A 21,274-nucleotide genomic window follows, 5' to 3' on the forward strand; every position below is an offset into this window, starting at 1 on the left:
GAGGGCCGGGCCGAAACGCAAAAACCGCGACACGGGTGTCGCGGTCGCAGGCGGCCGCCGAAGGCCGCAGAGCAGGTGGCGCGCCGCCCTCGAAGGGGAAGGACGGGGCGGCGCGCCGGGCGGGGCCTCAGTCGGCCTCGTCCATCTCTTCGCCGGCCTCGCCGTGGCGGGCGGCCTGCATCCGGCTGCGCATCACCTTGCCCACCACCATCGGCAGGATGAAGCCGACGATCGCGATGCCCCACAGGATCCAGTCGAGCGGGCTCGAGAGCAGCACGCCCCAGTCGCCGTTCGAGATCGTCACCGCGCGGCGCAGGTTGTTCTCCATCTGGTTGCCGAGCAGCGTGCCGAGAATGACCGGCACCAGCGGCACGTCGAGCTTGCGCAGCGCCCAGCCCATCACCCCGAAGCCGACCATCAGGTAAAGGTCGAAGGGCGAGCCCGAGATGCCGTAGATGCCGACGAAGCTGACCATCGCAACGGCCGGCATCAGGATCCGCGGCGGGATCAGCAGCAGACGCGAGAACAGGCCGACCATCGGGATGTTGAGCGCGAGCAGCATCACGTTCGCGATGAAGAGCGCCGCGATCAGGCCCCAGACGACATCCGGGTTCTTGGTGAAGAGCAGCGGACCGGGGGTGATGTTCAGGCTCAGCAGCACGGCAAGCAGCACCGCCGTGGTGCCCGAGCCCGGCACGCCAAGCGCCAGCATCGGCACCAGCGCGCCACCGGCGGCGGCGTTGTTGCCCGCCTCGGGGGCGGCGACGCCGCGCGGATCGCCCTTGCCGAAGGTGCCCTCGCGGTCGACGAGCTTCTTCTCCATCGAATAGCTGAGGAAGGCCCCGAGCGAGGCCCCTGCCCCCGGCAGCACCCCCGCGATGAAGCCCAGAACCGAGCTGCGCAGCATCGTCGGCGCGGTCTTCATCAGGGTCTTCGCCGAGGGCGTGAGACGGCCGATCACCATCGACTTGTGCGCCGCGTCGCTGTCACCGTGGCGGTGCTCGAGGAAGACGAAGACCTCGGACAGCGCAAAGAGGCCGACGATCGCGACGAGGAAGTCGATGCCGTCATAGAGATGCACCTCGCCGAAGGTGAAGCGCGGCACGCCGGTCTGAGTGTCGACGCCGACCATCGCAAGGCCAAGGCCAAGCGCGGCGGCAAAGGCGGATTTCGCCTGGTTCGAGGCGCTGACGCCACCGAGCGTGGCGAAGGCCAGCGCGAAGAGGGCGAAATACTCGTCCGGCCCGAACAGGAGCGCGATCTTCACCAGCTGCGGGGCGAGCAGGATCAGCCCCCAGGTGGCGATGAAGGAGCCGACGAAGGAGGCGATGCCCGACAGCGACAGCGCCTCGCCGGCGCGGCCGGCCTTGGCCATCGGATAGCCGTCGAGACAGGTCATCACCGCCGGCTCGTCGCCCGGGATGTTGAGCAGGATCGAGCTGATGCGCCCGCCATACATCGCCCCGTAATAGACCGAGGTCAGCAGGATCAGCGCGGGCGTGGCGCCCAGACCGAGGGTGAAGGCGAGCGGAATGAGGATCGCGACGCCGTTCGAGGGCCCAAGCCCCGGCAGCGCGCCCATGACCGTGCCAAGCGCCGCGCCGAGAAGGGCGAGCGCCAGATTCTGCCAGGTGATCGCGATCGCGAAACCGTCGGCAAGGTGGGAAAGCGTGTCCATGATCTCTCCTCAGAAGCCAAGCGGGCCGCGCGCGAGCGACAGCCCGAGCGCGAGGTGGAAGATGGCATAGATGCCAAGCGCGATGCCGACGCCGACGATCGCGCTCTCGAGCGGGCGCGAGCCGAGCCGCCAGGCGAGATAGGCCGAGGCCAGCGCCGTCGCGACGACGAAGCCCAGAACCGGCAGCAGCGTGGCGTAAAGGATCAGCACGACGCTTGCGGCGGCAAGCTCGGCCAGCCGCTTCAGGCCCGGCCAGACCGGGTCGGCATCGGGTTTCAGCGCGATCGCGGCCGAGGCGAGGCCCAGCACCGCAGCGATGATGAGGGGGAAGGCCTTGGGCCCGACCGCATCCGAGAGGAAGCTTTCCTCGATCGAAAGGGCCGAAAGCGCGAAGCCGATGGCGAGCAGGACGCCGAAGATACCGAAGATACGGTCGCTCATGGAAGTCTCCCGAGGCTGGCGGACCCGTCGGGAGAAACGGGCGGCACGATGTGCCGCCCGCCCCCTGCAACGGATCGGATACGGGTTACCGGATCACTTGATGATGCCGATCTGGCGCGAGAGGTCGGCGATCTGGGTCACCGAGTCGGCGACGAACTTGTCGAAGTCGGCGCCCTTGAGGTCGAGCGGCGCGAGGCCGTTCGTCTCCATCACCTTCTTCCACTCGTCCGACGCATAAAGCGTGGCGATCTTGTCGACCCAGGCGTTATAGGCCTCGTCCGACATGCCCTTCGGCGCATAGAAGCCGCGCCAGTTCGCGCCGAGCGCGTCGATGCCCTGCTCCTTGGCGGTCGGGAACTGCGCGAATTCGCCCGGCAGACGCTCGGGCGCGAGCACGGCCAGCACCTTGATGTCGCCCGAATCGACAAAGCCCTTGGCCTCGGAGAGATCGCCGGTGAAGGCCTGCACCGAGCCCGCCAGCAGCTGCGTCACCGCCTCGCCGCCGCCGTCGAAGGCGACATACTTGACGCGCCGCACGTCCTCGACGCCATCGGCGCGGGCCGCGATCAGAACCTTCAGGTGGTCCCAGCCACCGACCGCCGAGCCGCCCGCGAAGGCGACCGAGGTCGGATCGGCCTTCACCTTGTCCAGCAGTTCCGGCAGCGTGTTGATCGGGCTGTTCTTGGCCACGGCGATCACGCCGTAATCGGCACCGACCGAGGCAACCCAGCGGACCTGATCCATGGTGTTGCCCGGATAGGCGTTCTGCGCGAGCCGCGTCGAGGTCGAGGACGAGGCCGCGACGATCAGGTTGTTGTCGTCGCCACGCTTGTTGACGACTTCGGCGAAGGCCACGCCACCGCCGCCGCCGGCCAGGTTCGTCACCTGCATCGTCTTGTTGATCAGCCCCTCGTCCTGCATCACCTTGCCGACCTGACGGCAGGTGAAGTCCCAGCCGCCGCCGGGGTTCGCGGGGGCGATGCATTCGGGGTTCGACGGCATCCAGCCGTCGGCGACGGCGGTCAGCGCGCTCGCACCGAGAAACAGGGCGGCAAGCGAAAGCCGGGTTGCCTTGATCATGGAAGCTCCTCCAGTCGTGTTGAATTCCTCGAACCGGCGCACCGCTCTTTGCGGCCTCCTCGCGCTCGGCTATGAGACAGGACTAGGGGCGAAACCTGTCACGAACCTGTCAGGAGATGTGAGGCCCCCGGGGAGGGAACGATGCGCGTGCTGGTGGTCGAGGATGCACCCGACATGGCGGAGGCGGTGGCCACGCGCCTGCGTCAGGCGGGCATGGTGTGCGACATCGCCGAGACCGCGGACGCCGCCGAGGATTTCCTCGCCGTGCAGCGCTATGACGTGATCGCGCTCGACATCAACCTGCCCGACCGCTCGGGCACCGAGCTGCTTGCCGATCTGCGCCGGCGCGGCGAGCGGGTGCCGGTCCTGATGCTGACCGCCGCCTTCTCGGTCGAGACCCGGGTCAGCGCGCTCGACCTCGGCGCCGACGACTATCTGGTGAAGCCCTTCGATCACCGCGAGCTGGTGGCGCGGCTGCGCGCGCTGCACCGGCGCGACGCCGAGGTGAAGAGCGACGAGATCGCCTTCGGCGCGCTCGTCTTCAACCCCGCCGCGCGCGAGGCGCGGCTCGCTGGCCGCACGCTCGACCTGACGCGGCGCGAGCTCGCCCTGCTTGGCCTGCTGATCCGCCACACCGGGCATGTGATGAGCAAGGAACGGCTTTACGAGGGGCTTTACTCCTTTGCCGAAACCGATGTCGGGCTGAACGCAGTCGAGCTCTATATCGCGCGTCTGCGCAAGAAGCTCGCTGGCTCGGGCGTGGCGATCGAGACGCAGCGCGGCCTCGGCTACCGGCTGGTGCGCGATGACTGAGGCCGGCCCCGCCCTGCCGGCCTCCGTCGCCGCGACGCGCTCGCTGAAATCGCGCGTGGTGCGGGCGGTGCTGTCGCTGCTGGTGGTCGGCGGCATCGTGATGGCACTGGCGGCCTTTGCCTATGGCCGGGTCGCGGCGCGCGCCTCCTATGACCGGCTGCTGCTCGGCGCCGCGAACGAGATTGCCGGCGCGATCACGATCAGCGGCGGCGTGCCGCTCGTCGATCTGCCCACCGCGGCGTTCCAGCTGCTGGCCCTCGCCCCCGACGACCGCATCACCTATTCCGTGCGCAGCCCGGGCGGCCAGGTCATCACCGGCCAGGACACCCCCCTGCCCGAGACCGTCCGTCAGGCCGGCGGCGGCTTTTTCGATGCCGAATTCACCGGGCTTGCCGCGGCCGAGCGGGCGCGCTTCGTCACCGTGCCGCGCCGCTTCGCCGAACGCGACTTCTCCGGCACGATCCTTGTCACCGTTGGCCAGACCCTGCGCGCGCGCAACGCCATGGCACTTGGCCTGACCCGTGACGCGCTGATCGTGCTCGGCTTTGCCGGGGTGCTGCTGATCGTGCTCGGCGCGCTGGTGGTCGAAAGCGCGATGCGCCCGCTCGTCGGCCTTGCCCGCGATCTTGCCGCCCGCGACCCCTACGACCTGACGCCGATCGACACGCCGGTGCCGGCCGAGGTCGCGGGGATGATCGGCGCGCTGAATGACTTCATGCTCCGGCTCGAGCGGCAGATCGCCTCGATGCGCAACCTGATCTCGGACAGCGCGCATCAGCTGCGCACGCCGGTCGCGGCGCTGCGGGTGCAGGCCGAGCTTGCCGCCGAGGAGACCGACCCCGAGATCGCCCGCGCGACGATGGTGCGGATCGTGCGGCGCTCGCGCTCGCTCGGCGATCTGCTCGACCAGATGCTGTCGCGCGCCCTGGTGATCCACCGCACCGCCGAGGCGCGGCGGGTGGCGGTCGACCTGCGCGACGTGGCGCTGGCGGTGATCGAGACGCAGGACCACGCGCTGATCGCCCCCGGACGCGACGTGGCGCTCGAGATCGGCGCGGCGCCGGTGCTGGTGCTGGCCGACGATCTGTCGCTGACCGAGGCGGCGAAGAACCTGCTGGCGAATGCGCTGCGCCACGGCGCCGGGGCGGTGCGGATGGGCGCCGGGATCGAGGACGGCGCGGCGGTGCTGTGGGTGCGCGACGCGGGCCCCGGCCCCGATGCCGCGACGCTTGCCCGCATCGGCGCGCGGTTCGAGCGCAACGCCGCCTCGCGCGGGCGCTCGGCCGGGCTGGGCCTGTCGATCGCGCGGGCGGTGGCCGAGGCCTTTGGCGGCCGGCTGGCGCTCGACCCCCGCCCCGCGGGCTTCCGCGCCGCCCTGATCCTGCCCCTGTCGGAGGAAATGCCATGATCCGTGCCCTGCTCTGCGCGCTTCTTCTTGCCCAGCCGGTGGCGGCTCAGGAGCTGCCTCCCGGGCTCGAGGACATGGCGCAATTCGGCCCCGCGCCCGACCAGCCGGCCGAGGCGGTGCGGCCGCTGCGCCTGCGCTCGACCACCGACATCGACGTGCTGCGCCCGGCGATGCAGGCTTTCGCGGCCCGCCACCCCGAAATGTCGGTGACCTACGAGCAATGGTCCTCGAACGGGCTTTACGAGGTGACGCGGCGCGAATGCGCGGCGGGCACGGCGGGGGCGGACGCGGCCTTTTCCTCGGCCGTCGACCAGCTGGTCGAGCTGGTCGATCTGGGTTGCGCCGAGCCCTACCGCTCGGCACTGACCGCCGCGCTGCCCGACAGCCGGCGCTGGCGCGACGAGATCTGGGGCCTCACCCGCGAGCCCGCCGTCATCATCTACAACGCCCGCCTCGTGCCGCCCGAGGACGTGCCGCGCGACCGCTTCGCGCTGCTCGACCTGATGCGCCGCCCCGATCGCCGCTATGACGGGCGGATCGCCACCTATGACATCTCGCGCTCGGGGCTCGGCTATCTCTTCGCCTTCGCCGACAGTCTCGAGGCCTCGACCTTCGGCGCGCTGCTCGAGGGCTTCGGGCGCTCGCAGGCAGTGGCCACCTGCTGCTCGGCCGAGATCATCGACGCCGTGGCGCGCGGCGAATACCTGATGGCCTACAACGTGCTCGGCTCCTATGTCGAGGAACGCCACCTGCCCGATGTGGCGACGGTCTGGCCCTCGGATTACACGCTGTTCCTGTCGCGCGCCTACATGATCCCGCGCGGCGCGCGCGGCGCCCCTGCGGCGCAGGAGCTGCTTGATTTCCTGCTCTCGACCGAAGGGCAGCAGGTGCTGACCCGGATCGGCCTTGTGGCGCGCGAGGATGCAGCCGAGGCCGGGCGCCACGATTCCGCCGAGCGCCCGATCCGCACCGGCCCGGTGCTGCTGGTCGCGCGCGACACGCACAAGGCCACGGCGCTGCTGCGGCGCTGGCGCGAGACCTTCGTCGAGCGCGGCGCGAGACCCTGAGCCCGCGCCGCCGGGTCAGTGGCCGCCGTCGTGGACCGGCGGCGCTTCCCGGAAGCGCAACAGCCGCAGCGCATTCAGCGTGACGATCGCCGTCGCGCCGGTATCGGCAAGCACTGCAATCCACAGCCCGGTGAGGCCGAGCATGGTGGTGACCAGGAAAAGCCCCTTCAGCCCCAGTGCAAAGGCCACGTTCTGATGGATATTGGCCATCGTCGCGCGCGACAGGGCGACAAGATGGGCGACATCCGTGACCCGGCTGTTCAGCAGCGCGGCATCCGCCGTCTCGATCGCCACATCGGTCCCGCCGCCCATGGCGATGCCGACATCGGCCGTCGCCAGAGCCGGCGCGTCATTGATGCCGTCACCGACCATCGCCACCCGGGAACTCCGCTTCATCTCGCGGATGATGTCGAGCTTGTCTTGCGGCAAAAGCCCGGCGCGGCACTCGAGACCAAGGTCCTCGGCAATCGCCTCGGCCGTGCGCCGGTTGTCGCCGGTCAGCATGACCGAGCGAATCCCCATCGCCGCGAGCCGGGCCACCCCGTCGCGCGCATCCGGCCGCGGCTCGTCGCGCAGGCCGACTAGGCCGATGACCTCCCGCGTCTGCCGATCGAAGAGAACGGCAACCGTGTTGCCGCGCTCTTCGAGCGCCTCGATGGCGGCACGCTCCGCCGCGCCGAGGGCGGCGACCTCGGCGGCATGGGCCGGCGAGCTGACGGCAAGGCGGCGCCCCTCCACCGTGGCATGGACCGCCTTGCCGGCCGTGGCCGAGGCCTCTGTCGCGACCGGAACCACGATCCCGTCGGCAACGGCGCGGCCGAGGATCGCCCTTGCCAGCGGATGCCCCGAACCAGTCTCGACCGCCGCCGCAAGCGCAATCACCTGCGGCGCCGCGACCGCCCCGAAAGCGCGGATTTCGGTGACGCGCGGCCGCCCCTCGGTCAGGGTGCCGGTCTTGTCGAAGGCGATCGCGCGCACCTTGCCGATGGTCTCGAGCGCCTTGCCGCCCTTGATCAGCAGACCGCGGCGCGTGCCGGCGGCCAGTCCCGAGGCGATGGCAGCAGGCGTCGAGAGCACGAGCGCGCAGGGGCAGGCGATCAGCAGCAGCGCAAGGCCGCGGTAGATCCAGGTTTCCCAGTCGGCGCCCGTCGCCAGCGGCGGAACGATGACGGTCAGTGCCGCGATCAGCATCACCGCCGGGGTATAGGAACGGCTGAAGGTCTCGATGAAGCGGGCGGTCGGCGCCTTGGCGGACTGCGCCTGCTCGACGAGCTGGATGATGCGGGCGATGGTGTTGTCGGCCGCGGCCTTCTCGACGCGGACCCGCAGCACGCCGTCGACATTGATCGAGCCGGCAAACACGGGCGCGCCCGGCCCTTTCGCGCGCGGCACGGATTCGCCGGTGATCGGCGACTCATCGAGGCTCGAGCTGCCCTCGAGGATCTCGCCATCGGCGGGCACCCGGTCGCCCGGCCGGACCAGAACGCGATCGTTCACCCGCAACGAGGCGGCCGGAACGCTGCGCAGGCTGCCGTCGGCCGCAAGTCGCAGCGCGGTCTTCGGAACAAGCGAGGCAAGGGCCTTGATGCCGGCCCGCGCCCGCCCCGCCGCCACGCTTTCGAGCAGCTCGCCCACGGCGAAGAGGAACACGACCGCCGCCGCCTCCCCGGCCGCGCCGATCAGCAGCGCACCGAGACATGCGACAACCATCAGCGTTTCGATCGAGAACGGGGAGCCGGACCGGGCAAGGGCCGCCGCCTTGCGGGCAAAGGGCAGCACGCCCGCCAGCACCGCCACGGCGAAGATCCAGTCGGCATGGCGCGGGAGGCCGAGGGCCACGGCATAGGCCACCCCCATCAGCAGGCCGAGGCCGACAACCAGCCGGCCCTTGCGGCTTTGCCACCAGCGCGCAGAGCGCGGCTCCGGCGCCGGCACCGCATCGGCAGGGGAAGCGCCGCCGGCACCGGGGGCGCGCGTGGCCGTGACGCCGAAGCCGAGACCGCGGATCGTCTTCTCGATCTCGGCGACCGCGGTCCTGCCGCCTTCGGCCAGGGTCAGCTCCAGCGTTTCAGCGGCGAAATTCACCCGAATGTCGGAAATGCCGGGCATTCGCGCCAGCGCCGTCTCGATCTTGCCCGCGCAGCTTGCGCAATCCATGCCCTCGACCCGCATCGACACATTGGGCGGCAAGAGCGGAGCGGCGCAGGAAACCGGCGCCGCGTCGGCAGGCTGCTGCCCGCAACAACCGCCGCCGCAACAGTCATGGCCGGCCTCATCGGCGTCATGGTCATGGTCATCGCCATGCGCCGCCCCGCAAGGCGCGCAGCCATGCGCCGGACCGGCCGCGGGCTGCGCGGAGGCCGGCAGCGCCGTCACCTCGAAGCCCAGCGTGCCAATCTTCCGGACGATGTCGGTCGCCGTCGTCTTGCCGGCAAGATCGCGGGACAGCCGCAGCGTCTCGGTGGCGAAACTGACCTCGACATCGGAGATCCCGTCCAGTCGGTTCAGCGCCGTCTCGATCTTGCCGGCGCAGCTCGCGCAATCCATGCCGCCGACATGAAAGCCAAGCCGTTCACCACCCGGTTGCGTCGCATGTTCAGGTGCCATTTCCGATCTCCCGCCCCGCCGGCACGACAGATGCACGGCCGTGACGGCCAACTGTGGCCGCAGAACGAATCTATACAACAGTTGAACACTTATTCAAATGTTTTCCTTTTGGCCGAGGATCACTCGTCGCCGTGCTCTTCTGCAATATGCGTCGCCATATCCTCGAGAACCTGACGGACGTGCTGATCGGCGATCGCATAGAAGATCTGCTTCGCCTGACGCTCGCCCCTCACCAGCCGCGCCCCGCGCAGAAGGCGCAGATGGTGGCTGACCAGCGACACCGACAGATCCAGCCTGCCCGCGATGTCACCGACGGAGATCGGACCGGACATGCAGCTCAGCAGGATCTTCAGCCGGGACGGATCGCCGAGCAGGCGAAAGGTCTCGGCCAGAATCACGATCTCGTTTTGCGCGAGAGCCGCGTGATCCGGCTGACCGGGCGCCGCCCCGTCCGCGCATCCTGCGGTCTCGGTCGGGTTCCCGACCTGCGCTGTCGGCTTCTGAGCAGTCATCTTCGGTCATCACCCGTGCTCGGGACCGCGCCCGCCTCGTTGCCGAAGAGCCGCTGTCCGCATTGATCTGTCGGCGCCAATCTAGCGAAAGAGAGCCGGCGGCGGAAAGCCGAACCGCCGCGGCGCGCGGATTTTCCGCATCGCGGCGGCGGGATGGCGCAAGCGCGGCCCGCCCGGAGAGAGGCCGGCCCCCGAACCGCGGCGCACGGCCGGGGCGCCGGATCGGGCCACGGCGCACCCGATGCCGCTGCCATCGCGATCACGATCACGATCACGATCACGATCACGACCGTGAAGCGCACCAAGACGGCGGCGTTTAGCACTCTTTTAGCAAGCGCGGCGGTGTCCTTCGCATTCTCTTAGCATCCGGATCGGCCCCGTGTGGCCTAGAGTCCGGCCATCAGGACATCCCTGCCCCACGCCTCCTGCCCCACGCCCGGCCCCACCCGCCGCCCGGCAGGACGGGACGGCCCCTGCCCTTTCATGGAGACACAGATGACCCTTCGGATCCTCGCCCTTGCAACACTGTCGCTCGTCATCCCGACGCAGACCGTCCACGCCGAAACCCCCGATCCCGTCGCGCGCGGCGCCTATCTCGCGCGCATCATGGATTGCGCCGGCTGCCACATGCCGCGCGGCCCCGACGGCACTCCGATCGTCGAGAACGGGCTGGCGGGCGGCACCGTCGGCTTCGAACTTCCCGGCCTCGGCACGTTCTGGCCCGGCAACCTGACGCCGGCCAGGACCGGGCTCGGGGACTGGAGCGAGACCGAGATCGCCACCGCGCTTACCACCGGGGTGCGCCCCGACGGGCGGGTGCTGGCCCCGGTCATGCCCTGGGCGAGCTATGCCGGGCTGAGCGCCGAGGACCTTGCCGCGCTGGTCGCCTGGCTGCGCGCGCAACCACCCGTCGAAAACCCGGTGCCGGAACCGGTCGGACCCGGCGCCCCGGCCCCCGCGCCCTTCTACCGGGTGACGATGCCCGCGCCCTGAGCACGTCGGCCGGGCGGCCGCAGGCCGGCCCGGCTCAGGCCTGCCCCTCGCCGGGCGCCTCAGCGACCAGCTCGGGGGCCCCGTCGAGCACCAGCCGGACCTGCCCGCGCCCCGCCGACACCAGCCGGATCGGGGCGGATTTCTCCTCGAGCCGCCGGCGCAGCAGGATCAGCCGGGTCTCCAGATTGTCGCGATAGCCCGGCAGCCGCAGCGACGCGGCCAGGCGGATCTCGCGGTTGCTGAAGACGTCGCGGCCCTCGGCCAGATGGCTGCCGATCAGGAAGGCGAGGATGCGGCCGGCGACGCCCTTGATGATATAGGCATCGTCGAGGAAGATGCTGTCGTCATAGCCGTAATGGCGCACGCGGATGGGGCGGCCGCCATCGCCCGGCGTGGCGGCGGGCAACGGCTGTTCGACCGCCGGGACCGGGCCCTGTTCCGGGGCCCGCATCGCCGCGGCGAGCAGCCGGGCTAGGATCATCGCCGCGGCTTCCTGCTCGCGGCCGAAGGCAAGGCGCCGGCGCGCCTCGACGAACAGCACCCCCGCCAGCGTGCCGCCGCTGCACAGCGGCACCGCCATGTGGCTCAGCGCCCCGCCAAGGCCGGGCAGGCGGATGCGGCGGCTGCGCGCCTCGGGCTCGGAACTCGCCTCGATCGCCGCGCTCAGCCGCCGCACCCGGCCGAGATCGCCACCCCGGATCACCTGCCGCGTCGCCGCCGCAATGCCGATGGCGCCGATGCCGAAGGGCACCTCGGCCCCGGCGCCGCCGGTCTCGTAGCCGCGGCTCAGCACCGTCATCAGCACCTCGCGCGGGTGGTCGCGCATCAGGATCATCGCGGCCTCGGCGCCAAGCAGCGCCGTCGCGGCATCGAGCGCCGCCTCGCAGGCGCCGCCCAGATCGGGCGCGACGTCGATCGCCGCCACCGCCCGGGCCAGAGCGCTCAGCTCGGGGCGGATGGCGCGATCGGCGGGCGGCACTGGGGCCTGCGTCGGCGTTGCCTGCAGCGACAGCACCCGGAAGACGTCGACCGCCTTCAGCTGCATCGTCGCCTCCATCCCAACCTGCGCCGAACTTGCGGCAAGCTGCGCCGCGACCCGATCGAACAGCGCCCCCTCGGTCTCCGAGCGCACGAAGATCGCCTCGACGCGGATCTGCGCGCCGGTGCGGCCATCGACCAGCAGGATCGTCGCGCAGGGATTGCGGCGCAGGTTCGCGGCGGTCTTGCCGAAGAACTGGTTCGACAGCGCGATGTGGTCGTCGTCGACCCGGGTCACATGCGACAGGTAGGAGATGTTGGGCAGGCCATCGGCGCCGCCCGTTGCCACGACCGAGGGGATCACCCCCTCGAAGCAATCATCGAGATCGGCCAGACGGATCATGCGCCCCCTCCGATCCGCTGCCCGGCAAGCGGCCCGGGTGTCTGCGAAAAGACCTCGTCCACCGACAGCGACACGACGGCCAGATCACGCACCGAGTGCCAATGCGCGACCAGCTCGGGTGCGATGCCGAGCTCCATCAGTGCGGCCAGCGTATCACGGCAATAGGCATGGGCCAGCTCGGCCTCGGCGGCACCCGCCACACGCAGGCAGGCGCGCCCCTTGATCTGATAGGTCTCGTAATCGGCGGGGCGGGAAAAGGTCGCCGCGGCGCGCCCTGCGCTTTCGACATTGGCGATCGTCGCGGGCCATTGCCAGCGCGACACGAGGAGGTCGATCTGCCCGGCTTCGGGCCGCACGATGCTGCCAACACCGCGGCCGATCTCGGGGCGGGCGGCGGGATCGACCGTGCCCACGAGGATCATCACGGGCCGTTGCAGAAACCGGACAAGCGAGGCGTCCACGGCGATGTCCTTGTGTTCCAATGTCCGTTCATTAGCAGAATTTTAGCCGAAGCCGGCCGCCCTTAGCAGGCATTTAGCAAGCCCCTGCACGCGCTTTACCCCAAGGAAGGCACATGTCAATCATCGGAGGCTTAGATGACCCATTCTTCCGCATCCCGCCCCTCGGTCGCGATCATCGGCGCCGGGCCTGCCGGGCTTGTCACCGCGCGCTGGCTCAGGGCGCGCGGCTTCGCGCCCGCCCTGTTCGAGGCCTCGGGCGATCTTGGCGGGCACTGGAACCCGAACGGGCTCCACAGCGCCACCTGGCCCGGCATGGTCACCAACACCAGCCGGGTGATGACGGCGTTTTCCGATCTCGATCATCCGCCGGGCACGCCGACCTACCCGAACCGCGAGGACATGCACCGCTATCTCGACCGCTACAGCGCCCGGTTCGGCCTGCGCCCCGCGATCCGCTTCGGCACCCGGGTCGAACAGCTGGCGCGGGCCGAAACCGGCGGGTGGGAGATCCGCTCGAGCCGCGGCGGCGAGACCCGGACCGAGCGTTTCGACCGCGTTGTCGTCGCTTCGGGCCGCTACCTGCGCGGCACGATCCCGCAGGTGCCGGGGCTCGAGACCTTCTCGGGCAAGTTCGGCACCGGCCATTCGGGCCAGTTCAGCGGTGTGGCGCGCTACCGCGATGCTTCGGTGCTGGTCGCCGGCTGTTCGATCAGCGCGCTCGAGATCGCGACGACGCTGGCACAGGCCGGGGCGCGGGTGACGCTCAGTTCGCGGCGCCAGCGCTACGTGCTGCCGAAGCTGATCGCCGGGGTGCCGGCCGAGCATGTGCTGTTCACCCGAGCCGCCGCCCTTGAAGGCGCGCGCGGGCCCGCTGCGGCCGCGGCGGCGCTCAAGGCGCAGATCCTGCAGGCCGCGGGCACGCCCGAGCAATATGGCGCCCTTGCCGCCGATCCCGATGTCTTCGTGGCCGGCGTCACCCAGTGCCAGGGCTTCCTGCCCGCCGTCGCCGAGGGCCGGATCGCGGTGCGTCCCTGGATCTCGTCCGTCTCCGGCCGCCGCGTGCGCTTTGCGGACGGCCGCGAGGGCGACTTCGACAGCCTCCTCTTCGGCACCGGCTTTGCGCTGTCGCTGCCCTGGCTCTCGCCCGAGATCGCCCGGGCGGTGGCGCTGTCGCCGCAGGGGCTGACGCTCTTTGCCGACAGCTTCCACCCCGATCTCGACGGGCTTGCCTTCGTCGGGCTTTACGATCTTGTCGGCCCCTATTTCCCGGTGCTGGAGCTGCAGGCGCGCTACATCGCCGGCTGCTGGGGCGACCGCGGCCTCATGCCAGCGCCCGCCGAGATGGCCGGGGGGCTGGCCGCGGCCCCGCCGGCGCGGCCGATGAACGTGGTGGCGCTCGATTTCGCGCGCCGCGCCGGGGTCGCGCCGCAGATCCCGCGCCGGCCCTATCTCGAACAGGCGCTGCTGTTCGGGCCGCTCTCGCCGGTGTCGTTCCGCATCGACGGGCCCGATCCGCTGCCCTGCGCCGAGGAGATGACGCTCGCCGCAGCCCGGGCCTTCGGTGCGGTCCATGGCCCCGGCTACACGCCCGAGCAGGCCCGCCGGCGCACCGCGCTGCGCCCGCCTGCAGCGCCGGCGGCGGCGACACCCTGAGCCCGCCCCGGGAGGCCGCCGCGCGGCGCGATCGGAACAGGCGGGCAGTCCTGCGACTGCCCGCCTGCCATGTGCCGTGTGCCGCCCGGACCGGCTCAGGCCCGTTCGGGCACGGGCAGCCCCAGCCAGTCCTTGTAGAAGGTGTCGATATCCGGTTCGAAGTCATGGATCACCGGATACCAGGGCGTCGGCGCCTCGACATCGAGCAGGTCGCCCGAGATCGGGCAGAAATATTCCCGGATCACCTGCCAGTCGGGCGACGGCGCCATCAGGCGGGGATAAAGCTCTTCCATCTGCGCGGCGGTGTCGCGCACCCGGATCCGGGCGTGCAGCTTCCAGTTCTCGTTCCAGGGGCAGAAGTCATAGCCGGCCTGGCTGCGGATCATCCATTTCCGGTCGGACTTGCGCTGGACGATGTAGAGTTTCGGGCCGAGCGGCAGGATGATCGGGTCGTCCCATTCCACCTGCTCCTGCAAGATCTCGAGATAGATCTGGAAGCGCTCCTTGTCCTTCGGCGTGGACAGCATGGTGTGCAGCGTGTCGCGGTCGATCTTGCCGTCCACCAGGTCCTTGATCTTGGTTTTCGTATAGGCCATCGGTTCCTCCCTTGATCTGGCCTTGTCGGGGGGCGGCGCCGGTCGGGGCGCCGCCGCAACGGTTCATTCCTCGACGAACTGGACGGTCTTGACGTCGGGCAGTTCCGAGATGTCCATCGAGTATTCCCGGCCATAGGAGGGGATCGGCAGGTCCGCCTCCATCAGCTTCCACTCCGCGGGCAGGTTCCAGAAGGCGCGGAAGTCCTGCTCGAAGCGGGGCCCGAGCTTGAACGAGGCCGCGAACATCTGCTGCACATGCACGCCCGCCTCCTTGTTCAGGATCTTCTCGCGCTCGCCGGCCATCCAGTCGCTGACCGGCACCGACTCCTCGAGCCGGGCCCTGCGGATGGCGCGACGCCGGGCCTCGGTCGCAGCGACATCGACGCCCTTCATGCCGTCGCCGGCATCGACGAGAACCACGCCATAGACGCTGTCGGCGAAGCGCGCGAGCAGGTAGCCGCCGTTCACGTCGTCGGCCACCTTCTGCGGCTCGCGGTCGAGCGGATCGCCGAAGCCGGGCCCGCCGCGCATGTAGTTGAGGTAGAGGTCATAGTCCTTGAACATCGCCTCGGTGGTGATCGCCTGCTTGTCGCGCTTGATCCGGGCGTCGGGCAGCATCGCCTCCCAGGTCGGGTGTTCCGGGTCGGTGTCGCCGCCGCAGGGGATCGTGCCGCCCTCGGCGATGATCTCCTTCAGCCGGGTATCATGCGCCTCGAAGCGATAGCCCGAGGCCGCGGGATAGCCGCCCATCAGCCCCCAGTCCGAGGAGATATGGCCGTTGCCCATGAAGAACATCGTCCAGTCCTTGGCGTTCCAAACCATGCGCAGGCTCTCGAAGCCGCAGCCGCCGCGATACTTGCCCGCGCCGCCCGAGGAGGCCTTGATCTGCCGGCCGAGATAGACGAGCGGCTCGGCCAGTTCCCAGATCTCCATGTCGCCCATGTCGCCTTCGGGGTTCCACACCGCCGCCGCATGGCTGATCCCGTCCATATGCGCCGAGGCGCCGACCCCGTTCGCCGCGCATTCGAACGAGTTCACCGCGTGGATCTCGTCATACTGGTTGAAGCCCCCGCCCTGCAGCCAGTTCGAGGTATTGGCGTTGCCGGCGTTGACCTCCTCGAGATAGCCGCGGCCGAAATAGGCGCGCGAGAGGCCGCGCCAGAGCGCCGTCCAGCTCGACACCAGGAAGTGCCACGAATAGCTGAAGGCGACGCGGCGGTCGTCGGGGTTCATCCAGGTGCCCTTCGGCAGACGGAACTCGGTGCCATAGGCGGCGCCGTCGTTGATCATCTCGGTGGGGATCAGCGATTGCGTCATCATCACCCAGATCCCCGAGGTGAAGCTCACCTGATGGGCGTTGTAGGTGTGCCAGCCCCAGCGCGAGGAGCCCTCGAAATCCAGCCGCCAGGTGCCGTCGCCGCGGATGGTGATTTCCGAGGGCGTGTGCATGATCGTGTCGACCTTGGCGAAGTCCGAGGGGACGCGGACGTCCTCGTGCGCATAGGGCACATCGACGAAACCGACCTGGCGATACTTGCCCGGAATGGTCATCGCCTTGATCCGGGCCTGCAGGCCGACGCGGCCGTGCTCGACCGATTCATAGGCGAATTTCCAGTAGGATTCGATGCCCTCGTCGGCGATCACCTCCTTCACCAGATCGCGGATCATGTGGCAGCCGGCGACGCGGGTGCGCTCGTCCAGCATCCAGTAGCGCGTGGTGCGCACCATCCGCTGGCTCTCGTGCAGCCAGTCGCGGAACAGCGTGTCGTTCTCGCCGATCTTGCGGCAGGTGATCGAATAGCCGTCGCCGAAGCGCTGCACCTGCCCCGTCGACATCGAGCCCGGCCCGACCGAGCCGGTGTCGATCACATGGGTCACGCCGCCGACCCAGCCGATCAGCTCGCCCTCGTGGAAGATCGGCACGATGGTGTGGATGTCGCAGGGGTGGACATTGCCGATCAGGCTGTCGTTGTTGCAGAAGATGTCGCCGTCACGGATGCCCGGGTTCTCCTCCCAGCCGTTTTCGATCATGTATTTGATCGCCGCGCCCATGGTGCCGACGTGGATGATGATCCCGGTCGAGGTCAGGATCGAATCGCCCGCGGCATTGTAGAGGGTGAAGCACAGTTCCCCCTCCTGCTCGACGATCGGCGAGGCGGCGATCTTCTTCGCGGTCTCGCGCGCATCCACCACCCCGGCGCGCAGGCGCGAGAACAGCTTGTTGTACTTGATCGGCTCGGCGTCGCGCAGCGCCATCTTCGACAGGCCGGCGTAATGCTTGGTCCGCTTCGTGGCCTCCATCAGCCGATCGCGGTGCTCCTTCAGGGTCTCGCCGCCGCGCACGATGCCGCGGGTCTTGACCGAGGTCTGCATGTTCATGACTTATCTCCTCCCTGAGACCGTCAGACTTCCTTGAGGTGGAACAGGCGGTGCCCGTCGAGCCAGGTCTCGAAACCGCCGGGCACGACGAAGGTCGTGGCGTCGGATTCGATCACCGCCGGGCCGGTGATGCGGTTGCCCGGCTGCAGCTTTTCCATCTGGTAGAGCTGCGCATCGACCCACTGCTTGTGGCGATAGAACTTGCGGCTGCCGAGCTTCGCCTCTTCCGGCGGGGTCGCGCCCTGAAGCTCTTCCTTCGGGATCTTCGGCTTCGGGATCGGCACCGTGCCGCGCATGATCGCGCCGGTCACCGAATAGCCGAGCTCGGGCGAGCGGGCCGAGGCGGCATAGACGCGGCCATAGGTGTCGTTGAAGGCCTCGACCAGCTTGTCCCAGTCCTCGGCACCCTGCGCCTCGATGATCGGGGATTCGATCTCGAGGTCGTTGAGCTGGCCGCGATACTGCATGCGGAAGCCCGGTTGCAGCTGCACCTTGTCGGGGCTGTAGCCGTTGATCTCGAATTCCTCGAGCACGCGCTCCTTCAGCTCCTGCCAGGCCGCCTGCAGGGTCTGTGCCTGCGCCGTCTTCAGGTCCTCGCTGGCATCGGTGGCGATGTTGATGTCGAGCGACTTGTCATAGCGGTATTCGAAATCCGCCGCCGCACAGCCGAAGGCCGAGAAGCCCGCGGCCCAGGCCGGCACGATCACGTCCTCGAAGCCCAGCCCCTCGGTGTAGCCGTAGGTGTGGACCGGCCCCGCGCCGCCATAGCTGAAGCACACGAAGCTGCTCGGGCTGTAGCCCTTGCCCGAGATCATCGAGCGCAGATAGTCGCGCAGGTCGCTGTCGAGCAGCTCGATGACGCCCGCGGCCGCATCCTCGACCGACAGGCCGAGCGGGTCGGCGACCTGTTCCTTCATCGCATTCCAGGCGCGCTCGCGGCTGAGCTTGACCTGACCGCCGAGGAAGTTGTCGGGGTTCAGGTAGCCGAGGATCACGTGGCAGTCGGAAACGGTCACCGTCTCGATCCCCGAGGCCTCCCAGCAGACGCCGACGCGATAGCCCGCCGAATCCGGGCCGAGCTTGATCGCCTTGGTGTAGGGATCGAGCCGGATGAAGCTGCCCGCCCCCGCGCCGACCGAGTCCATCGCCACCAGCGGCAACGACAGCAGCAGCCGCGCCATGTCGGGGTCGTTCTTGATCGTCAGCTCGTTTTGCGTGATCAGCGCCACGTCGAAGGAGGTCCCGCCGATGTCGGAACAGGCGATGTTCGAATAGCCCAGCACCTCACCCAGATACTTCGCCCCGATCACCCCGCCGATCGGCCCCGAGACGATGGTGCGCGCAAGCTCCTTCGCCTTCCACGAGATCGTGCCGCCATGCGTCGCCATCACCCGGAAGTCGAATTTCGAGCCGTTCTCCTTGAAGGCGGTGGTGATCTTCTTCAGCGTCTGGCGCGACGGCTCGGCGGCGAAGGCCTCGAGGATCGTGGTGTTGGTGCGGTGGGTTTCCTTGCGCACCGGGTAATAGTCGGTCGAGGCGAAGACCGGGATGGTCTTGCCCGCGGCCGCGACCTCTTCCTCGACCAGATCGCGCACCCGCCGCTCATGCGCGGGGTTGCGGTAGGAGTGCAGCAGCGAGATCACGATGCCCTCGACCTCCTGCGCGATCAGCTCGCGCGCCGCGGTCCGGGCGCTGTCCTCGCGCAGCGGGATCACCACGTTGCCCGACATGTCGATCCGCTCCATCACGCCACGGGTCAGGTGGCGCGGCACCAGCGGCTCGTCGTAGTAATGGGTGTTCAGGTGGATGCGGTCCTCGTAGGCGAAGCCGAGATAGGCCTGCGCGGCGCGGCCCATGCGGTGGAAATCCTCCATCCCCGCATTGACGATCAGCCCGGTGCGCAGCCCCTTGCGCTGCACCACGCGGTTGAGCATGGCGGTGCCGGAATAGACGCCGGTCTGGATCCCCGAGAGCGCCTCCTCGAGCGTCAGCCCCCACCGTTCCAGCCCTTCCTTCGAGCTGGCGATCAGGCCGAGCGCCTCGTTTTGCGGCGTCGATTGCGATTTGCCGACAACGAAGTCGCCGTCGCTGTCGACGAAGAACGTGTCGGTCATCGTCCCGCCGGCATCGATGCCAAGCACCTGAACGCGGCGGTGTGTCTGTTTGTCCAATGGCACGGGTCTGTCCTCCTCCCCTGGCGCCACCTCCCCGTGGCGTCAGAAAAGGATGCAACCCGGCCGGGAGCGGATGTTGTCCGGTTTTCGGACATCCGCCCGGACATGCTGCGGACGCCATGACGCGCCGCGGCAAGGAGCTCAGCGGTGCCGGCCGCGCGGCACGCCGTATTGCTCGAGCTTGAGATAAAGCGTCGAGCGCGAGATGCCGAGGCGCCGCGCCGTCCCGGTCATGTTGCCGCCGCATTCGGCCAGGGCGTCGAGGATTTCCGCCCGCTCCCGGTCGCGCAGCGTCGGCTCGCGCCCGGCGGGCCGGCCCTGGGCAATGGCGGGCGGCAGGTCGGCGACGTCGATCAGCCGGCTGAACGACGTCGCCGACAGCCGTTCGACCATGTTGCGCAGCTCGCGCAGGTTGCCGGGCCAGTCATGCGCCTGCAGCCGCAGCATCGCCCCCGGGGTGAAGCGCAGCGCGCCGCCACGCCGCCGCTCGGGGCTGTGCGCGGCAAGATCGGCGACCAGCGCTGGCAGGTCCTCGCGCCGCCCGGCCAGACCCGGCAGATGCACCACCGCGCCCGAGAGACGGTAATAGAGATCGGGCCGCAACCGTCCCTCGGCCAGCCGCTCGGACAGCGGCACCGAGGACAGGCTGATCACCTGCACCCGCCGCTCTGCGCTGCGCGCGAGCTGGGTCAGGCTCTGGACCAGCAGCGGCTGCACGGCGGCGGGCGTTTCCGCCGGCTCGTCGAGGATCAGCGTGCCGCCCCTTTCGGCAAGCCGCAGCACCGCATCCGTCGCCGCCCCGCCGCGCAGCGCCACGTCATCAAGCAGGCTGCAATCGAGCGCCGCGAGCGGCAGATCGGACAGCGGCCCGTCGGCATGCAGCGCGCGCGCAAGGGTTTCCTTGCCGCTGCCGGTCGGGCCCTTGAGCAGCAGCGCAACGCCTGCCTCGACAATCCGCTGCGCCTCGGCGCAGATCCCCGCCATCGCCTGCCCCGACCGGGCGACCGCCGCGAGATCGGGCTCCGCGGCCGCGGGCCGGCGCCGGCCCGCCCGGGCCAGCGTCACGATCAGGCCGATCGGGTCCTTGCCGTCCGAGACGATGTCGACCCCCGCACCGGGAAGCGCCGCACGCATCCGCTCGGCAAGCTGACCGACATCGCCGTCCAGCTCGGGCACGGGGTCCGGCAGCACGCCCCCGTCGGCGCCCGCCGCGCCCGCGCCGGCGCCGGCGTCGCGCAGGCTTGACCAGATCTGCTGGCCGTGCCGGTTCAGCAGCATGATCTCGTCGCCGCGCGACACGCCGCGCGACAGCAGCTGATCCACCAGCCGCTGGTGCTCCTGCAGCCCGATGCTGCGCAGCGCCTCCTCGATCTGCAGCGCCAGGCTGACCGAGAAGGCCGCGCCCCGGCGCAGCGCGTCGGTCGAGGGCGAGGAGATGTTGATCAGCCCGAGCACCCGGCCGGTGCGCGGGTCGCTGATCGGTGCGGCGGCGCAGGACCAGCGCTGGATCGCCTCGCAGAAATGCTCGACCCCCGAGATGGTGGTGGGTTTCGCCAGATGCAGCGCGGTGCCGATCGCATTCGTGCCGATGGCGTCCTCGCCCCATCGCCCGCCCGGATGCAGGTGGTTCTCCTCGCCGCGGGCGCGGATGCGGGAATCCCCCGTCGCGTCGAGGATCACGCCGGAGCGGTCGGCCAGCAGCAGCATCGCGCCGGCGTCGTCGAGCATGTAGCCCGTGCGCCGCACCGCTGCCTGCGCAGCCTGACGCAGCCGCGCGTTTCGGCCGCGCAGCTCGTCCAGTTCATTGCCCGCCACACAGGGCGCCTGCCGCAGGGCATGCACGTCGTCACGCCGCTGCGACCGGATCCAGGACCGGAATACGATTTCGCGGATGCTTGGGGGCACGCTCCCCAAGGCCCGAAAGCGTTCCCAGTCCTCCTTCTGGATGCTCTCTGCCATGTCTGAAGCCCCTTTTGGGTGCCGCATGGTAAGGTGGCGAGGCGTGCTGTTGTCAAGAAAAAGGGCCTCGAC

16 protein-coding genes are annotated in these 21,274 nt (G+C 69.6%); 5 read left to right on the forward strand and 11 right to left on the reverse strand.

Annotated features, from left to right (window positions below; genetic code table 11):
• Positions 1 to 127: 127 nt before the first annotated feature.
• The 3 genes from EOW66_RS00660 to EOW66_RS00670 form a co-directional block, all read right to left on the reverse strand.
• Positions 128 to 1,678, reverse strand: a complete 1,551-nt coding sequence (locus EOW66_RS00660; protein WP_128154072.1) for a tripartite tricarboxylate transporter permease — start codon at positions 1,676 to 1,678, stop codon at positions 128 to 130.
• Between the two features lie 9 nt (positions 1,679 to 1,687).
• A complete protein-coding gene (locus EOW66_RS00665; protein ID WP_113901379.1) occupies positions 1,688 to 2,119 on the reverse strand; it encodes a tripartite tricarboxylate transporter TctB family protein in 432 nt (143 codons plus the stop codon).
• Positions 2,120 to 2,212: 93 nt separating this feature from the next.
• Positions 2,213 to 3,199: a Bug family tripartite tricarboxylate transporter substrate binding protein gene (locus EOW66_RS00670; RefSeq protein WP_128154073.1), complete on the reverse strand. Its 987-nt coding sequence runs from the start codon at positions 3,197 to 3,199 to the stop codon at positions 2,213 to 2,215.
• A gap of 141 nt (positions 3,200 to 3,340) precedes the next feature.
• On the opposite strand from EOW66_RS00670, the gene EOW66_RS00675 reads away from it, so the two are divergent.
• Genes EOW66_RS00675 through EOW66_RS00685 form a run of 3 tightly spaced genes read left to right on the forward strand, consistent with a single transcriptional unit; the run spans position 3,341 to position 6,487 of the window.
• Positions 3,341 to 4,012: a response regulator transcription factor gene (locus tag EOW66_RS00675; protein WP_128154074.1), complete on the forward strand. Its 672-nt coding sequence runs from the start codon at positions 3,341 to 3,343 to the stop codon at positions 4,010 to 4,012.
• Positions 4,005 to 5,420: a sensor histidine kinase gene (locus EOW66_RS00680; protein ID WP_128154075.1), complete on the forward strand. Its 1,416-nt coding sequence runs from the start codon at positions 4,005 to 4,007 to the stop codon at positions 5,418 to 5,420. Before EOW66_RS00675 ends, EOW66_RS00680 begins: the two co-directional genes overlap by 8 nt.
• Positions 5,417 to 6,487 carry an ABC transporter substrate-binding protein gene (locus EOW66_RS00685; RefSeq protein ID WP_128154076.1) on the forward strand — a complete coding sequence of 357 codons (1,071 nt, stop codon included), beginning with the start codon at positions 5,417 to 5,419 and terminating at the stop codon, positions 6,485 to 6,487. Before EOW66_RS00680 ends, EOW66_RS00685 begins: the two co-directional genes overlap by 4 nt.
• Positions 6,488 to 6,502: 15 nt before the next feature.
• Here EOW66_RS00685 and EOW66_RS00690 read toward each other — a convergent pair whose 3' ends face one another.
• Both EOW66_RS00690 and EOW66_RS00695 read right to left on the reverse strand, forming a co-directional pair.
• Positions 6,503 to 9,094: a heavy metal translocating P-type ATPase gene (locus EOW66_RS00690; RefSeq protein ID WP_128154077.1), complete on the reverse strand. Its 2,592-nt coding sequence runs from the start codon at positions 9,092 to 9,094 to the stop codon at positions 6,503 to 6,505.
• A gap of 119 nt (positions 9,095 to 9,213) precedes the next feature.
• Positions 9,214 to 9,606 carry an ArsR/SmtB family transcription factor gene (locus EOW66_RS00695; protein ID WP_128154078.1) on the reverse strand — a complete coding sequence of 131 codons (393 nt, stop codon included), beginning with the start codon at positions 9,604 to 9,606 and terminating at the stop codon, positions 9,214 to 9,216.
• A gap of 495 nt (positions 9,607 to 10,101) precedes the next feature.
• Between EOW66_RS00695 and EOW66_RS00705 the strand changes: the two genes are divergently transcribed.
• Entirely contained in the window at positions 10,102 to 10,599 is a 498-nt protein-coding gene (locus EOW66_RS00705) for a c-type cytochrome (RefSeq protein WP_128154080.1), read from the forward strand.
• 34 nt (positions 10,600 to 10,633) lie between these two features.
• On the opposite strand, the gene EOW66_RS00710 is transcribed toward EOW66_RS00705, so the two are convergent.
• Positions 10,634 to 11,980: a pyridoxamine 5'-phosphate oxidase family protein gene (locus EOW66_RS00710; RefSeq protein WP_128154081.1), complete on the reverse strand. Its 1,347-nt coding sequence runs from the start codon at positions 11,978 to 11,980 to the stop codon at positions 10,634 to 10,636.
• Positions 11,977 to 12,441 carry a hypothetical protein gene (locus EOW66_RS00715; protein ID WP_164880981.1) on the reverse strand — a complete coding sequence of 155 codons (465 nt, stop codon included), beginning with the start codon at positions 12,439 to 12,441 and terminating at the stop codon, positions 11,977 to 11,979. Before EOW66_RS00715 ends, EOW66_RS00710 begins: the two co-directional genes overlap by 4 nt.
• 135 nt (positions 12,442 to 12,576) lie before the next feature.
• On the opposite strand from EOW66_RS00715, the gene EOW66_RS00720 reads away from it, so the two are divergent.
• Positions 12,577 to 14,094, forward strand: a complete 1,518-nt coding sequence (locus tag EOW66_RS00720; RefSeq protein ID WP_128154083.1) for a flavin-containing monooxygenase — start codon at positions 12,577 to 12,579, stop codon at positions 14,092 to 14,094.
• 95 nt (positions 14,095 to 14,189) lie between these two features.
• On the opposite strand, the gene EOW66_RS00725 is transcribed toward EOW66_RS00720, so the two are convergent.
• The 4 genes from EOW66_RS00725 to EOW66_RS00740 form a co-directional block, all read right to left on the reverse strand.
• Positions 14,190 to 14,690, reverse strand: coding sequence for an acetone carboxylase subunit gamma (locus EOW66_RS00725; protein WP_128154084.1), 501 nt, complete (start codon positions 14,688 to 14,690; stop codon positions 14,190 to 14,192).
• 63 nt (positions 14,691 to 14,753) lie between these two features.
• A complete protein-coding gene (locus EOW66_RS00730) occupies positions 14,754 to 17,069 on the reverse strand; it encodes a hydantoinase B/oxoprolinase family protein (RefSeq protein WP_128154085.1) in 2,316 nt (771 codons plus the stop codon).
• 23 nt (positions 17,070 to 17,092) lie between these two features.
• Positions 17,093 to 19,240, reverse strand: coding sequence for a hydantoinase/oxoprolinase family protein (locus EOW66_RS00735; RefSeq protein WP_113901366.1), 2,148 nt, complete (start codon positions 19,238 to 19,240; stop codon positions 17,093 to 17,095).
• 144 nt (positions 19,241 to 19,384) lie between these two features.
• Positions 19,385 to 21,058, reverse strand: coding sequence for a sigma-54-dependent Fis family transcriptional regulator (locus EOW66_RS00740; protein WP_239017456.1), 1,674 nt, complete (start codon positions 21,056 to 21,058; stop codon positions 19,385 to 19,387).
• Positions 21,059 to 21,274: the final 216 nt, after the last annotated feature.

Source organism: Paenirhodobacter huangdaonensis (assembly GCF_004022465.1).
Lineage (GTDB): Bacteria > Pseudomonadota > Alphaproteobacteria > Rhodobacterales > Rhodobacteraceae > Rhodobacter > Rhodobacter huangdaonensis.